This is a genomic window from Pedobacter sp. T50_32, assembly GCF_057652195.1.
Genome location: NZ_JBYFBY010000001.1, coordinates 490,687 through 507,403, shown reverse-complemented (window position 1 = coordinate 507,403; position 16,717 = coordinate 490,687). Strand labels below are relative to the sequence as shown.

Genomic DNA, 16,717 nt, shown 5'->3' with positions numbered 1-16,717 from the left:
TTAATTTTTTTGTAAAGATACAGGCTTTGAACTTTATCAACGCTTCAAACAAAATATAATTTAATTAAATAAATAGATTCTTATTCTTTATTAGTGTGTTGAAACTGTTAGAAAGAATCATTAAAAAAATGTTGTAAAATGACTTATCCCATAGTTATCAACAAATTTTATGATTTTTTAATTTAAACTTAGCTTGATTCTCAATGTTATACTTTTTATTGGATTAAATTATCAATATCAAAATGTGTATTGTTAAGTGTGTTGTTAAAAGTTGATAACCTAAGCAAAGTGGCTTAAAAAATCTTCAAAAGATTGTGTCAAACTTGGCTTTTTACTTAGCTTTAAACAATCAAAAATAATTGTTACGATAATTTATACATTCAATTCACAGGCTTGTTAATGTTATCCACATAGTTGTTATATATTATTTAAATTAATGAAGAAAGTCGATTTTTTAGTGATTGGATCTGGTATAGCCGGACTAAGTTTTGCACTAAAGGCAGCTAAATATGGTAAGGTTCTGATAGTTACCAAATCTAACGAAGACGAGTCGAACACTAAGTATGCGCAAGGTGGTGTTGCTGTAGTTGTAGACAAGTCTGATTCCTTCGAAAAACATATACAAGATACGTTAATTGCTGGAGATGGTTTATGTGATAAGGATATTGTGGAAATTGTAGTAAAAGAAGGTCCAGAACGTATTCAAGAGATTATAGATTACGGAATTAATTTCGATAAAAATCCGGCTGGAGTTTTTGATTTAGCAAAAGAGGGAGGCCATTCTGAACACAGAGTGCTTCATTATAAAGATGTTACAGGTTACGAAATTGAGAGTGTTTTGTTGAAGCAAATTCATCAAAATGAAAATATAGAGATTTTAACTCACTATTTCTGTTTGGAATTGATTACCCAACATCACTTGGGAGAACATGTGGATAAAAGTAGTAAAGACATCAATTGCTATGGTATTTATGCTTTTAACACAGAAATCAACCATGTTGAGAAAATATTAGCCAATGTAACTGTGTTGGCAAGCGGGGGAGCTGGGCATATTTACGCAAATACAACCAATCCGGTAATTGCCACAGGCGATGGAATGGCCATGGTTTATCGAGCAAAAGGTAAAGTTAGAAACATGGAATTTATACAGTTTCATCCAACAGCATTATATCATCCAGGAGAATATCCTTCATTTCTTATTTCTGAGGCAGTTAGAGGTTTTGGAGGTGTTTTACGCAGAAGAAATGGCGACGAATTTATGTACGAATACGATGAACGTGGTTCTTTAGCACCACGTGATATTGTAGCTCGTGCCATAGATAATGAAATGAAGAAATCGGGCGATGACTTTGTGTATTTGGATATTACCATGCGCAAGAAAGCCGATATTTTAACACATTTTCCTAACATCTATGCCAAATGCTTATCTATTGGTATAGATATGACTAAAGATTTTATACCAGTAACACCAGCTTGCCATTACATGTGTGGTGGTATTTTAGTAGATGAATATGGAAAATCGTCTATCAACAATTTATATGCTTGTGGCGAAGTTTCTTCAACAGGTTTACATGGTGCTAATCGTTTGGCTTCCAATTCATTGTTAGAAGCTACAGTATTTGCTCATCGAATTTTCTTATCAGCTATTGAGAGTTATCAACACAATGTGATACCAGAAAATATTCCAGAATGGGATGATAAAGGCGTGATACAATCTAACGAAGATATTTTGGTTACTCACAACTTAAGAGAAACTCAAAAAATTATGAGCGATTATGTTGGAATTGTTCGTTCTGATTTCAGATTGGACAGGGCTTTAAGAAGACTTTATCTATTGTTCGAAGAAACAGAAGAATTCTATAAAAATAATAAGGTATCTGTAAAACTCTGTGAATTACGTAATGTAATCCAGGTGGCGTATATGGTCATCAAATCTGCTAAAGCCAGGAAAGAAAGTAGGGGATTACATTATACTACAGATTATCCACAACATGCTAACGAATTAGTTGATACAATAATTTAATTAAAACCTGTCATTCCGACGATAGGAGGAATCTATTAGATCCTTCGCTGCGCTCTGGATGACAAAATAGATATAAAATGCCAGTAATATTACCAGTAAAAGGAGTTAATCCACAATTTGGAAGTGATTGTTTTATAGCACCTAACGCTACCATTGTAGGTGATGTTAAAGTTGGAAAAAACTGCTCAATTTGGTTTAATGCTGTAGTTAGGGGAGATGTAAATAGCATAACTATTGGTAACGAAAGCAACATACAAGACGGTGCTGTAATACACGCAACTTACTTAAAAGCAGCTACAATTATTGGAAACAGAGTAAACGTTGGTCACAATGCCATAGTTCATGGTTGTACAGTTAAAGATCATGTACTTATTGGTATGGGCGCAATTGTGATGGACAATGCAGTTATAGATGAATATTGTATTATTGCTGCAGGAGCCGTAGTACTAGAAAATACAATTTGCGAAAGCGGATATATTTATGCCGGTACTCCAGCTAAAAAAATAAAGCCCATTACTGAAGAGCAAAGGGCTTTATTAAATAAGCTACCTGATAATTATATTATGTACGCTGATTGGTTTAAATAACTAATCATTTTTTGAAGGCCCAGTATCAGTATTTTGAGGTAACTTATTTTCCACTTTTACCTTTTCTTTTACTGTAGGAATTGGCAAAGGTGGGGTTGCAGGGATACTTATAATTTCATTTCTATCCCAATTTGCTCTTATAGACAACTCTTTTGTAAAATACCAAATGGCTTCTGGTTGTATACCTTCTTTCACATTTCCCGTATCCCAAATGCCGTTTCTGTTGGTATCATAAACAATTCTACCATAGTAAATTCCTTGCTTATAATTTGACAATTTAACAGGAGTTTTTCTAGCTATCGGATAAGCGGCTATCACATTTTTGTCCTTGCTTACAATTTCCAATACATATCGTTTGGTAGTATCTGTAGGTTCTACACTTAGAGTCAATGTACCGTATTCATTTGCATCTCCTAGTGTGAATTTCTTTGTTAATTCTTTGTTTTTCGCATCAAAAATAGCATTTACAGCATTTTCTCTTAGTAATAAAATATAGTCTTCTTTAGCTCTCCATTTGTATTTAATATGATATTTTAAGATATCCAAACTATCTTTTACCAACGTAAACTTTCTCGGGATACTATCTTCTAAAAGCACTATTTTACTTTCATCTACATTCTTTATTGGTAGGTTGAAACTAAGCGTTAGATCTTTGAACGGGTTTAATGCACCACCATCTAAATTGTCGCTAGCAGTTACAACACGATTGTAAGTATCCCTTTTTGATCTGGTAAGTTTAACGGTGTCAAGTGTTTTACCTTCGTTTTTGATCGCTATTTTAACAGAATCGAATGATAAATCGTTAAGCCATAGATTAACAGTATCCTTAGTTTTATTAAACTGAAATTGTTTTCCTTGATCTACTACAGTTGGAAAAACAACAGTTAAATCTGGATTTTTCAAACGTTGATTAAAGCTTAAAAATATACTTCCATCGGCATTTAATCTTCTGTCTGTGATACGGAAATCAGGTGCTAACTCTTTAAATACAGTTAATCTGATACTGTCGATATTCTTATCCAATACGAAAGGTTCCTTTAAAAAACCTACTTCATCACTAACTTGTTGGTAAATCCTATCGCCTCCCTTTTCCTTTAACGCATAAATTTTGTAGGTATCTTTTTTAAGGTTATTTAATTTGAAATTTCCGCTGCTGTCTGTAAGTGTAAATATTGGAGCACGTTTTTTGCCGAACAAACTATCTCTTGATAAAGGCAAAATAAAAACTGTAGCTTCTAGTTCAGCTTCGCCGGTAAGAGCATTAGTTACATTTCCACTAATACTTAAAGAATCTAGGGTAGGGCCGGTAGAAAAAGCATAGCTGAAATTTTTGAGTTCGTTGTTTTCATTCAAGTCAACAATTGACTTTCCAAAATTTAAAGTATAAGTTGTATTTTTTTCTAAAGTATCGGGTAGGGTGATTTCCAATCTTTTCAATTTTGCACGTAACTCTGGAATTTTTTCCAACTCTGGTGATATAGAAAATTCTTTGAACTCGTTATTCAACTTAATATACTCATCAAATTCTATGATTATTTTTTTAGCATTAAAATTTGTAGTTAAATTTTCGGGGGTCATTTTTAAAACCTTTGGTGGAGTTTCATCTCTTGGCCCACCTTGAGGAGTTTGCATAGCCGCGCAACCATAAATTAGTAAGGCTACTAAAATAAGCAGTGAAAAATGAGTTAAAATTTGTGAGTTTCTATTTTTTAGCATTTATAGGCTTTTTAAGCGATTTTTATTCTTTTTTAACTGATAGTATTAAAATTTTGAGTTACGCTTTTATAACGCTTTATTTTAACTTGTATTTTATTTAATTAAATAATTGATTTACAGTTATTTAGCTATATGAACCATTAAAACAGAAATATCTGATGGCGAAACTCCAGAAATTCTTGACGCTTGTCCTAAAGTTCGCGGTTTTATCCTCAATAATTTTTCGCGAGCTTCTTTTGATAAAGATACTAAAGTGTTGTAATCAAAATCTGGATTGATTGCTTTATCTTCCATCTTCTGCATCTTACTTACAATCTCCTGTTCCTTTTCAAAATATGCTTCGTATTTAATTTTGATTTCAGCCTGTTCAACAGTTTCAGTTTCAAATTTATTTAGGAGATCGTTAAAGGGTTCACTCACTTTTCTGATATCACTAATATTTACTTGAGGTCTGCTTAAAACACTAAATAGTTTTACATTTTGTGTTAATGGAGATGTTCCTAATTCTTCCATTAAAGCACTGGCCTCCGACATTTCGATACCTTGTTTTTTAGTGAAAGCAACAATGTCGTCAGAGTTTTTGATTTTCTGATTTACAATATCTAATCTTTCATCACTCACTAAACCTAAGCTATGTGCAATAGGAGTGAGGCGAATGTCAGCGTTATCTTGGCGTAGCAATAAACGATGTTCTGCTCTAGAAGTGAACATTCTATATGGTTCTTCAGTACCTTTTGTTACCAAATCATCTATCAATACACCTATATACGACTCTGAACGCTTCATAATCAACTCATGTTGATCATTAACCTTTTGATGAGCATTAATTCCAGCTATAAAGCCTTGACTTGCAGCTTCTTCATAACCTGTAGTACCATTAATTTGGCCAGCAAAAAACAAATTGCTAATTAGCTTGGTTTCTAAAGTTAAAGATAGTTGTGTAGGTGGAAAGTAATCGTATTCAATAGCATAGCCAGGTCTAAACATCTTTGCATTTTCGAAACCAGGAATTTGAGTTAAGGCTTTATATTGTACATCTTCTGGTAAAGAAGTAGAAAAACCATTTACATAAATTTCACAAGTGTTCCAACCTTCTGGTTCTACAAATATTTGATGACGTTCACGTTCTGCAAATCTGTTAATTTTATCTTCAATAGATGGACAGTAGCGAGGACCCAAACCTTTAATTCTACCCGTAAACATAGGAGATTTTTCAAAACCTTCCTTCAATGTTTCGTGTACTTTATCATTGGTATAAGTAATCCAACAGCAACGTTGGTCTGTTGGAAGTTCTACATTTGTATACGAAAATCTGCCTCTTTCTTCATCACCCCACTGCTCTTCCATTAAACTATAATTTAACGAACGACCATCAATTCTAGGCGGAGTTCCAGTTTTCATTCTACCTGCCTCGAACCCTAATTCTACTAATTGTTCTGTTAAACCAGTAGCAGATTTTTCACCAGTTCTACCACCACCCATTTTTTTCTCACCAATATGGATGATACCATTTAAGAAAGTGCCGTTAGTTAGTACAACAGATTTACCTTTAATTTCTACACCTAAATTGGTTTTTACACCAACAACTGTATTATTTTTAATAAGTAGTGAGCTTACCATTTCCTGCCAAAAGTCTATATTTGGCGTTCGCTCTAATGACAATCGCCACTCCTCAGCAAATCTTTTGCGGTCATTTTGCGTACGTGGACTCCACATCGCAGGACCTTTAGACTTATTGAGCATTCTAAATTGAATAGTGGTTTTATCTGCAATTATGCCAGAGTAGCCACCCATTGCATCAATCTCTCTCACAATTTGACCTTTGGCGACACCACCCATAGCAGGGTTACAACTCATTTGTGCAATGGTCTCCATATTCATGGTTATTAGCAATACCGATGAACCTAAATTTGCAGCAGCGGCAGCAGCCTCACAGCCTGCATGACCAGCGCCAACCACAATAACGTCGTATTCTTTAAACATATATTTTTTGATGTTTCACGTGAAACATTTAATTTTTATTCTTTTTATTTGATGTTCCACGTGAAACATCGTATAAATTTCATTATTTTTCTGATAATTCCATCCAACGCTCCATATCTTTCTCTATAGTTTTGTTGGTCTTTTCTATCGATTCTGATATCTCTTGAATTTTAACGTAGTCTGTTGGGTTTGTATTGTTTAGTTCTTGCGTAAGATTTTTTATTTTATTTTCGTTCTCTGCTAATGTGTCTTCTAACTTTTTAAACTCTTGTTGTTCTTTAAAACTTAATTTATTAGTAGTTGATTGAGCGGCTTTTTGTTCTTCGTTTCTTTGTTTTTTTACTGCAGCTTCTTTCTCTTGTTCTAAACTGTTACGATGTTCAGAATAATTTCCATTGAAAATTTTAACATTTCCATTGCCTTCCATGATAAAGAGCTGATCACTCATTTTGTCCAAAAGATACCTATCGTGTGAAACAAGCATTAATACACCAGGGAAGTTCTCTAAAAATTCTTCAAGTACATTTAATGTATCAATATCTAGGTCGTTGGTTGGCTCATCTAGTATCAAGAAGTTCGGATTTTGCATTAACACTTTCATTAAGTGTAAACGCTTCTTTTCTCCGCCACTTAGTTTTTCTACTAAACCATGTTGTTTCTTTGGAGGGAATAAGAATAAAGTAAGTAGGGCAGAAGCAGAAATTGTTTGACCATCTGCCATTTTGATATATTCAGCATCTGCTTTTACAATGTCTATTACTCTTTCTTTTTCGTTAAAACTTAAACCTCCTTGTTTGTAATAACCATATTGCGTGGTGTCACCAATATCAACTTTGCCATTATCTGGGTTCAAGTTTCCGGTAATGATATTTAATAAGGTAGATTTACCAGTTCCGTTTTTACCAGCTAAACCAATTCTGTCGCCTTTTTTGAAAACGTAAGAAAAATCTTCAATGATGGTAACTTTATTAAAGCTTTGGTTAATATGGTCTAACTCAAGAATTTTATTTCCTTGTCTAGCCATTTTTACATTTAAGGTTACCTTTTGGTTGTCGCTTCTTTGTTTTGTCTTCTCTTCAAGGTCGTAAAAAGCATTAATTCTAGATTGTGATTTTGTAGTTCTGGCCGCCGGCATTCTACGCATCCATTCCAATTCTTTCTTTAAAAGATTTTTATTTTTCTGGAACGTTGCATCGTCTTGTGCTTCTCTTTCTGATTTCTTTTCTAAAAAATATGCATAGTTACCATTGTAGGTGTAGGTTTTTCCGCGCTCTAGTTCTACAATGGTATTGCAAACGTTATCTAAAAAATATCTATCGTGGGTAACTAATAGCAATGTCTTAGCTCCAGAAGTTAATATTTTCTCTAACCATTCAATTGTGTCAATGTCCAAATGGTTGGTAGGTTCGTCTAAAACGTATATCTCTGGATCTTCAATTAATAATTTAGCTAAGGCTAGCCTTTTACGTTGACCACCAGATAAGGTATCTATTTTTTGTTGTAGGTGATTAATGCCCATTCTACTTAAAATAGTTTTTATCTGATGCTCATATTCCCAAGCATTATGTTCACTTAATTCATCGTATAATCTATTGAGCTTCTTTTCATCAGGATGCTCTTCTTCAATTAATTCTTCATATTCTCTTATCAACTGTTGTTGCTTATTATCCGCAGAAAATATGAAGTCGCTAATTGATGAATTATCTGGAAAAGACGGATCTTGATCTAAGAAGCCAATCTTAGTAGATTTATTCTTAACGATTTTGCCTTCTAGTGGAGCGAAGCGCTCGGCTAAAAGCTTCATTAAGGTGCTTTTTCCAGCACCATTAACGCCAACTAGGGCAACACGCTGCCCGGCGTTAATCCCTAACGTTAAATTTTTAAATAGCCATTCGTCGTGATAGGCGTGGCCAAGCCCCTCTGCTGCAATTAGTGTACTCAAAATACTTTGAAACGTTTTATGTGATTAAGTCCATCGTTTAAAACGGCAATCACTTTTTATAAACAATTATCTATTATGAAAATTGTTGCAAAAGTAAGGAATAATAACTGCTTAATGCTTTGTAGCTAACAGATTAGTTTGTAGGATAGCTAAAAATTACTTGGCTATGTTAAGCTAGAACGGTGTTAATTGAGATTGAACTTATCGTTTTTGATATTCATGACATTAGAAGCAGCAAGAATTGACACTATTAATCCGCCAATAACTATAGCAATGAGTAGCTGTAAAGTGGAATATAAATTAGTGCCGCGTACAATTTTTTGAGAGTCTTCTTTGAGTTGTTCGCCAACTACAGTTTGAATTTTGGTAAGCTGGGTGAGCAGTGCAGACATATCTAAGAAAGACTTCTCACCATTATCGTAAAGTTTTCTTAACGATGATTTATCTAACGAATTTGCATTTAATAAAATGTTTTTTTCCAATACTTTATTTTCCAGTAGCTTTACTTTTAGTTCAGTTAAATGATTCTTCTCATTTGTTACTAGATATGTCTTTTCATACTTTGCTAAAAGCGTATCGATTTCCTTATCGTAGCTTTTTAATTTTGCGTTTAATTGTGGGATGCTAAGTTTATTTTCATCACTATAAACGAAAATTTCTAATAGAAAACGCTTAGCATATAGCTTTTCGGAAATGTAAAAGATATCGGTGGCTGGTACAAGACGATCGTTGTAAAGGGAAGTAAATGCCTTCTCCATATTTTTAATGCTTCGATCTTCTAAGAGTCTGATTAGAATGGTACACGCCATAATTAAAAAAAGCAGAACAGCGATCTTGGTTTTCTGTTTTAAAGAATAAGCAAATTTCATTTTTACTTTATTTTTTAGGTAACGAGAGCCATCCCAATCTTGTCGGGATAAGGTTTCATATTTGGTTGAATTAACCCACAATATAGCTATATTTTTTAAAAGGTAGACAGGTTTATATTTGCTCCTGATGTTATATTAGTGGGTTGGTAGCAGGGCAGGTTGTTACATAGCCCCGATTGAATGGAAAGCCCGTAAACGATGCGCCAGTTTGGCGGGGTGTGCGGACTTGGAGAGAAAGCGGGACTAGCGGTTGATAGTAGCTGGGGAAACTACGCTTCAAAAAAATCTCGGCAAAAAAGAAAGCGGGCATCCACCCGCTTGATTAACTAAAACTAAACTAAATTTATATGTAAATATGAATTTTAAAAAATGGTTAGAACGTCGGTACCTGGAAGTTCGTTTTTAACTTGTTGTTGCTGTGCTACCGCAGTATTTTTAGATTGGATACTGCTATTCTCGGCAACAAATTTATCGGTGTTAATTGCAGCTGCTCCATTCATGATAGCGTTATAATCGGCAGTGTTTCCAGATAATGTTAAGCTAGATTTGCCGTTAACTTTTGCAAATAAATCGATGGTGTTTGTGTTAAGGCTTGCTTTAGATTGATCTTTCAAATTAACCTTTAACGTAAGTGCGTTGAACTTGCCGCTTGTTTTCACTGTTGCATTATCGCTAGCAGTAATTTCATTTAATTGATTTGCGTAAACTACCACTGTTAAAGTTTCTTTTTCAAAAGAGCTAATTCTTAGTTCGCCGTTTCTTTCTTGTACCAAAGCATTTTTTGCATAGTAGTTGTCGTAAACTTGCACGCTTGGGCTAATACTTTGTACCAAAATAACTTCGACATTGCCAGCAACATTTAATTTGTTAAAGCTTTTAACTTCGCTAAGCACTGTTACTTTTTTAGTCTCTTTTGCGTTTACGAAAGATGGAGCTGTTACGCTAATTGCTACTGTTAATACTGCTGCGAATAAATTTTTAATAGAGGTTTTCATATCGTGTGTGTTTTATATCTGTAAATAATTTCTTGTTTTTAAACTTGTTATATCTATAAGACTGCAACACGACGAAAACGTTGCACGAGGTATGGGTGTATTATACCAGCAATTGTAAAGGCTCGACAAACGCCTGTAATTTTTCGACCAACGGAAGGTTAAAAATTACTGAAATATCTTAAAATTATTTAAAAGCCCGTGTGATAGGCTTAGTGAAATGTATGTAGGCGGTGTATTTTCGTTAAGCTTTGCATAATAGTTACTGCAACAAGAAAATGCTTTACGAAACGGAAGTTTAATAGGAGGAAAGACTTACGAAGTATACGAAACTTCGTAAGTCTTAGGGTTTTTTACAAATTCAATTGTTTGGCTTTTGCCATTACATTGTTGGTAAGTACAATTAGTTCGGTATCGAAACCGGAAGTTTCACTTCTAGAGTTCAACAAGATTGCCGCACTGTACTCTGTGCCGTAGATCCAAAATGTAGCGGTGCCAATTAGGTTTCCGCCGTGGTAAAAACCTTCGAATAACGAGTGGCCAGTACGCCAGCCCAAAGCATAGTTTGCTACTGTAGATTTGGTAAACATTAAGGTTCTGGTGGCAGGTGTTAAAATATCTGGTCTTATGGTTCCTCCGTCTACCGCATAGAGTACTTTGAATAAATTATCCGTATTGATTGAAACACCACCAGCAGCTTTATAAACTTCTACATTGTTTCCGTAAGCCGTTGAAGCACCTTGAGGGTAGCAAATTGCTTCCTTTGTCCTTCTGCCAGCCGCTGATGACGAAGTTAGCTCGACGGTTACGCCTGCTGGAGCATAGATTTCTTTTAAATACGCACCATATTCTTTACCAGATACTACTTCGATAATTTTGCCCAAAGTGCCATAACCCATGTTGTAATAGGAATAAACCGTGCCAGGTTCGCTTTGCGTAGAATTCAACATCGTTTGTATTTTCTGATCTAAGGTTGTACCTGCGCTGCTAGAGAACATAGGATCGCCAGTGTAACCTGCGGTATGCTCCAACAGATGCCTTACGGTTACCCTCGAGGATCTTGGACCTACAGAAGGCCAGAAATCCTTTAGTATTCCAGTAGTACCAAAAACAAGTTGATCCAATCCTATTTTGCCTTGCTGAATTAAAGTCATGATGGCAATGGCGGTATGTTGCTTGCTCATAGATGCCAGCCTAAATTCATAATCTGGAGAGGCTCTTTCTTGAGCCTCTACGCTTGCGAAACCAGCAGCATTTTTGTAGACTATAGCTTCTGAACTATTTTTGCCAATAGCGTAAGATGCCGCAGGGATATTATATTTCTCGATAAAAGGATAGATCATTTCATCAATTTCCTTGATACCAAGCTGCGCTAAAATGGTAAAGTTTGCGGTCGTTCCGTCTTCTGCGGTTACAACAACAGGAAGGGTTTTACTTAAATCTAAAGTGCCAGAATTATTGGTTAAGGTATTACCATCTACTTTGATTGTTGCTTTTGCAGATAAATTGAAATTCACCTTTACACCAGTTAGGGTAGAGCCCAGTGGAAGTGTAATATATATTTTGGCTGTTGATCGATAAATATAACCATCGCCCTGGATATTTGCATTTTCCGACTTTAAAATGGTAACACCGCTGATTTGCTTGGCACTAGATTGCGTTCCCGTGGTAGGGGGCGGAGTTGGAACTCCTGGAACTGGATCATTTTTTTTAGAGCAAGATGCCAGTACGGTTGCAAATAGGGCAATAAAGAGCCAAAGCTTAGCTGTTTTAGATGAAGTAAAGGTTATCTTCATAGTCTTTAAATTTTGGTTTTAGGTTATAATTTTCAATTAAAAAGCAGCATAAATGCGCACTAAAAAATTGATAATTAACGCTATTTAAGAAAAAAGCTGCAAGAAACCTAAAAAAGTGTCAAGTATTTAAAAACCCATTGTGTTCTTATGGGTTTAAGAGCGAAACAAGGGATTTTTAATGAAAAACGTTTGTTATAAGGTCATTTTACCTAATTCTGTTTCCAAACGATCAAAATTCTCTTCGTTTTTATCGACCACAAAAGATTTGATTTTTTTGCACTCCTCTGCTGTAGCAAAAAGCATTTTGAAAACAAGTTTAGTTTGGTTTTCCTCCATTTCCTCGAAGGTTGTCACAACTTGAAAAAGCGGTTTCGAATGTCGTTTCCAAGCAATAAGTGAAGGCTCTTCGATTTTAATGAATTCACATTCATTTGCATAATTTCCTTTGTCTGGACCATGCATTACAAAACTCCATTTTCCGCCTACTCTAAAATCGAATTCGTTAAACGTATTTGTAAAACCATTTGGTCCCCACCAGTTTTTAAGATGATTTGGGTTTGACCAAGCTTTGAAAAGCAGTTCTCTTTGAAAATTAAAAATTCTTGAACTTACGATTTCACTTTCGGGAGTTGTTTTAATGATTGCTGTTTTCATTTGGTTTTTCAGGGATAGTTAAATATTTGGATAGAATTGATGGTTTAGCGTAATTATTGGCTTCTTCTAGCTGATAAATAAAAGTCTTCTTTAGCTGTCATTTCTATTTTAGCCTTTTTTGTTTTGTCTTTATAACCCAAAAGGTGTAATGTGCCGTGAATAATGATGCGACATAATTCATCATGGGTTGAGGCTTTATTTTGTTTTGCGTTATCTTTAACTCTATCAATGCTGATAAAAATATCGCCTAAAATTGTTTTAAGCTCTTCAGAGTTATCGAAAGTAATTACGTCAGTATAATAGTCGTGTTGAAGGAAATCTTGGTTTACACGCAATAAATATTCGTCAGAACAAAAAATGAAGTTTAATTCATTCAATTTGTAGCCTTCTTGCTTAATCGTTTCTTTGATCCAAGCTTTTACAGCGTTTTTTCCCTTTAAGTTGTAATTGATGTCTTCGGTAAAGAAATTTATTTTTGGCATGGAGATAATTGAAAAGGCAAAGTTAAAAAAGAATTCACCACGAAAGCACAAAGAACATGGAGACTTTTTTGTCGGAAGAAAAACTAATTGAGTTATTTAGGCATAAAAGGGTAGACTTCCGAAAAATGCAAATCTTTATCTTGGTGTTCTTAGTGGTTAAGCTCTAAATGATAGTTTACTTTTTGGTCGAGTTTAACAATTTGAAATACTCGGCGACCTTGTTTTTGTAATAGTAGTTTAAGTTTGGCGGTAACTTTTGTATTAGTTCGCTTTCGCTTTGCATGCTCTTGTTAAATTTCTCTAGCATTTGTTGGTAAGAAGGAGGGAACTGTTTTGCCGCATTGCTTTCTCGCTTTTCATCCTGCTCTTGCTCTCGCTGTGCTTTCTCTGCATCTAGCAATTTCACCATTAAGTTTTTCTGACGGTTAATGGTTTCTTGGCTAATGCGTTTGTTCACCAAATCAAGCTCCGACTGTTTCATTTCTTGCACTGCCTGATTCAAATTACCCAGCGAGCCTTTGCCATCCTTGTTGTCTTCCTTGTTGATTTTTTCCAGAGCTTCCCTAATCATTTGTTGCTGCTGAGCCATTTTAGCAAATTCTTGGCTCATTTGCCCTTTCGGAACGGAGCCCATATTTCCCTGCTGCTCCATTTTTTCCTTAGCCTGTTGCATGTTTTTGTTCAGTTGCTCCTGCATCTGTTGCAATTGCTGCATGCCTTGTTTCTGCTTTCCTTTGCCACCTTTTGCATTTTTCATGGCATTTTGTAGTTGCTCCAAAGCTTCATTAAGCATCAAAGCCAAATTGTTTATAGAAGTCATGGCAAACTGTTGCGAACGATTGGCTTCGCCGGTTCTTCTATCGCCCAAAAATTCTATCGCTTTACCAATATTGAAATTGATTTTTTCGACCTCGGTATTTACGGCACTTTCAATTTGTGGCACACGTTTACTCAGCGAAAACAAACTATCGGCAATGGTTTTCATGTTGTCGCGAATCATGTTCTGCTTTTGTGCCTGCGATACATAAGCAGGGTCAGATGCGCCCATTTTACGTAAAGCCATCATCACCTTCTCTTGCTCAAAAGAAGAACTTAACAAGTTTTCTAACAGCTTGCGAAGCTCTTGCGCATTCACCTTATTTTCTTCTTCGGCTCCAGCCTGCTGTTGTTCTTGCATTTGCTGCGCCAGTTGCTGCATTTGCTGGCTCGCTTGCTGTTGTTTTTCCGAAGCTTTTTGATTGTTATTTTGGTTTAGCTGTTCCTTACTTTCCTGTTGCGTCTGTTCAATCTGGTTGGTTTCCTTTTCTGGGTTTTTATAATCGTTAGGGCGTTCCAAGGCTTGGTTTTTCTTATCCAAATCTTGAAGTTCTTTCTTCAGATCCTTGAAGTCTTTATTGATTTGGTCTTGCTTGTTCTTTAAATCTTGTGGAGTAGAATTTTGCTTCTTGCTCTGGTCAGACAAATCTTTTTGCTCCTTGGCCATCTCATTCAAACGGTCAATTTTATTTTGCAAACTTTGTTCAAACTCTAGCTGTTTGTAAAGTTCCAAAATACGGTCGAGTTCATTTTTCACAGATTTGTTATCCATCTGCATTTTCGAGAGCTCTTCCCTTGTTTGGTCCTTCCTATTTTGGTCCATCAACTGTTGTAACTTTTGCAAAAGTTCTTTGGTTTTTTCGTCCAACACATTGTTAAAAAGCTCATCAATTTTTTTCTGCTTTTCTTTTAATTCTTCGCTAAGCTGACCATTTTCCTGCTTGTCGAAATTATTTTTCTCGTTTAGTTCTTTAATATCCTTAACCGCTTGGTCTAATTGCTTTTGTTTATCGAGCAATTGTTCAATTTGCTTTTTATCTTCAAAATTGAGCTGCTTTTTGTCCAGCAAACTTTCGCTCAGTTTCTTGCTGTCTTTTTCAATGCTGTTTGCCAATTTAATGGTTTGCTCCATTTTTTGCTTTAACGACTGACTACCTTCTGCCAGTTTCTCTGCAATTTGCTGTTGTGTTGGCGCTTGGTAGGTTTTAATTTCCGAACGGGTAACTTTCGCTCCGTTTACGCCATCATTATCAGCCACTTCAAAAAAGTAATCGATGGTTTGGCCCGATTTTACAGCAATTTCGTTTAAGTTCCAGAGATAGAAAAAGTTGTTTTCTATTTGTTGGTTTTTGATGGAAATAAGTTTAGCGCCCTGGCCAACAATCTTATTTTTATCTTTAATTTGATATCTGAATTTCAACGATGAAAATCCGTAATCATCGTTAACTACCCCAGTAAAATAGAGCGCTTTGCTACTTAAACTGTCTGGAGTTTCGGTTACAGAAATGCTCGGAAACTGATCTTTAATTATCGTAAGTTGATGACTTAGCGAATCGCGTTGACTAACAAATTGATTTTTAGGAACGATTTGGTAATTCGCATTTTGCTTAATGATAGCACTAAAATTAGCGGTGTTTTCTACCACACTAAGTTGGTGGATTTTCTGCTGCAAAATGAAGCTGATTTGCTCGCTGTTTTCAGTCTTTAGGTTCCAATTTACTTTTGTCCCTTCGGGGATGAGCAAATCGCCAACGTTAGCTAAATCTTCACTTTTTCTTTTCAGGTAAGCGGGATAAACCAACGTTGCACTTAGATTTAACAACGATGGTCGCGGTTTTACACTGATGGTATGACTTGCAGAATTAAATCCGCCACCGCTAAAATGGATTGCCTTATCTTTTTGAACGTTCTTAAAAGTGTAGCTAAAATGACTGATGTTCTGTTTTTCCAATTTGTAGCTGTTCACGCCATCTTCCAAGTAAATATCTTGCGGAAATTCATCACCAGTTAATTTCACTTTAATCGTCAAATCATCGCCCTGCGTAATATTTAGGCTCTTGTTTTCTACAACAAAGTTGAAAGGCGCTCTCGGTAGAACCTCTTCGTTGTAGCGGATAAAACTGCTGGTGCCTTCCCTTAAAATTGCTGGAGCGATAATGCCAATCATTAAAATGATAAAAAGGGGCAAAGCGATGTATTTGATGTGTTTTTTATTATCGCCCAGGTTAATCGCGGTAGAAAAAGGAACAGGTTTTAGTTCGTTAATTTTCTGGTCGATGCCAGCTAAAATTAGCGCACTGTTTTGAGGAGAGTTGTCGGCCAGTTCTTTCAATTGCAAGGTATTCAATAACCTATCCTTAACATTAAAGAAATGATTTCCGATTAAGTTTGAGGCTTCTTCGAGGCTTAAGGTTTTGCCTAACTTGAAATAAGATAGCGCAGGTTTTACAATCCAGAAGAGAATTGCAGTTAAGGATATTGCGATAAAAGCGTAAAAAAGTAGTGTTTTAGTAGAGATGCTTGGATAACTGTAGAAAATCCAAACGAAGAGAAATAAATAAAGGCTTAAAATTAAGGCAGCAGCATATATGCTACCACGTAAAAGTTTATTAAGATAAAACTTTCGGGTAAACTCATTGATTTTTGATATCAGTAAGTTATAGTTGTTGCCCATTTAGTTGTTAAATTAAACACATAGACACATAGAAATCCGCTGTGCAATTACGCAAATTAAATGCTCTGTGTCTATATGGTAATATTTATTTAAAACGACAATAAAGGTAAAAAATGTGCGCCTAAATAAAAATAGACGAATTAGATTGAAAAAACTTTCGAATTGTTTTGAGTAAATGATGTG

Annotated in this window: 11 protein-coding genes; 2 read left to right on the top strand and 9 right to left on the bottom strand. The window is 35.3% G+C overall.

Annotated features, from left to right (window positions below):
• Positions 1–436: 436 nt before the first annotated feature.
• Positions 437–2,023, top strand: a complete 1,587-nt coding sequence (gene nadB, locus AC23ME_RS02155; RefSeq protein WP_487726103.1) for an L-aspartate oxidase — start codon at positions 437–439, stop codon at positions 2,021–2,023.
• Positions 2,024–2,100: 77 nt separating this feature from the next.
• Entirely contained in the window at positions 2,101–2,610 is a 510-nt protein-coding gene (locus AC23ME_RS02150) for a gamma carbonic anhydrase family protein (protein ID WP_487726102.1), read from the top strand.
• On the opposite strand, the gene AC23ME_RS02145 is transcribed toward AC23ME_RS02150, so the two are convergent.
• From AC23ME_RS02145 to AC23ME_RS02105, 9 genes are all read right to left on the bottom strand, one after another.
• Positions 2,611–4,326: an Ig-like domain-containing domain gene (locus AC23ME_RS02145; protein WP_487726101.1), complete on the bottom strand. Its 1,716-nt coding sequence runs from the start codon at positions 4,324–4,326 to the stop codon at positions 2,611–2,613. It abuts the gene before it with no gap.
• Positions 4,327–4,446: 120 nt separating this feature from the next.
• Positions 4,447–6,309, bottom strand: a complete 1,863-nt coding sequence (gene mnmG / locus AC23ME_RS02140; protein ID WP_487726100.1) for a tRNA uridine-5-carboxymethylaminomethyl(34) synthesis enzyme MnmG — start codon at positions 6,307–6,309, stop codon at positions 4,447–4,449.
• 82 nt (positions 6,310–6,391) lie between these two features.
• On the bottom strand, positions 6,392–8,251 hold the full coding sequence (locus tag AC23ME_RS02135; RefSeq protein ID WP_487726099.1) for an ABC-F family ATP-binding cassette domain-containing protein: 1,860 nt from the start codon (positions 8,249–8,251) through the stop codon (positions 6,392–6,394).
• A gap of 185 nt (positions 8,252–8,436) precedes the next feature.
• Positions 8,437–9,201 (bottom strand): MCP four helix bundle domain-containing protein, encoded by a 765-nt coding sequence (locus AC23ME_RS02130; protein WP_487726098.1) that lies wholly within the window; start codon positions 9,199–9,201, stop codon positions 8,437–8,439.
• Positions 9,202–9,482: 281 nt separating this feature from the next.
• Entirely contained in the window at positions 9,483–10,115 is a 633-nt protein-coding gene (locus AC23ME_RS02125) for a GIN domain-containing protein (protein WP_487726097.1), read from the bottom strand.
• 350 nt (positions 10,116–10,465) lie between these two features.
• Entirely contained in the window at positions 10,466–11,908 is a 1,443-nt protein-coding gene (locus tag AC23ME_RS02120; protein ID WP_487726096.1) for a serine hydrolase domain-containing protein, read from the bottom strand.
• A 192-nt stretch (positions 11,909–12,100) separates the two neighbouring features.
• Positions 12,101–12,562: an SRPBCC family protein gene (locus AC23ME_RS02115; protein ID WP_487726095.1), complete on the bottom strand. Its 462-nt coding sequence runs from the start codon at positions 12,560–12,562 to the stop codon at positions 12,101–12,103.
• A gap of 53 nt (positions 12,563–12,615) precedes the next feature.
• Positions 12,616–13,044 (bottom strand): rRNA maturation RNase YbeY, encoded by a 429-nt coding sequence (ybeY, locus tag AC23ME_RS02110; protein WP_487726094.1) that lies wholly within the window; start codon positions 13,042–13,044, stop codon positions 12,616–12,618.
• A gap of 175 nt (positions 13,045–13,219) precedes the next feature.
• Complete coding sequence (locus tag AC23ME_RS02105; protein ID WP_487726093.1) at positions 13,220–16,534, bottom strand: DUF4175 family protein; 3,315 nt, start codon at positions 16,532–16,534, stop codon at positions 13,220–13,222.
• Between the last annotated feature and the right edge of the window lie 183 nt (positions 16,535–16,717).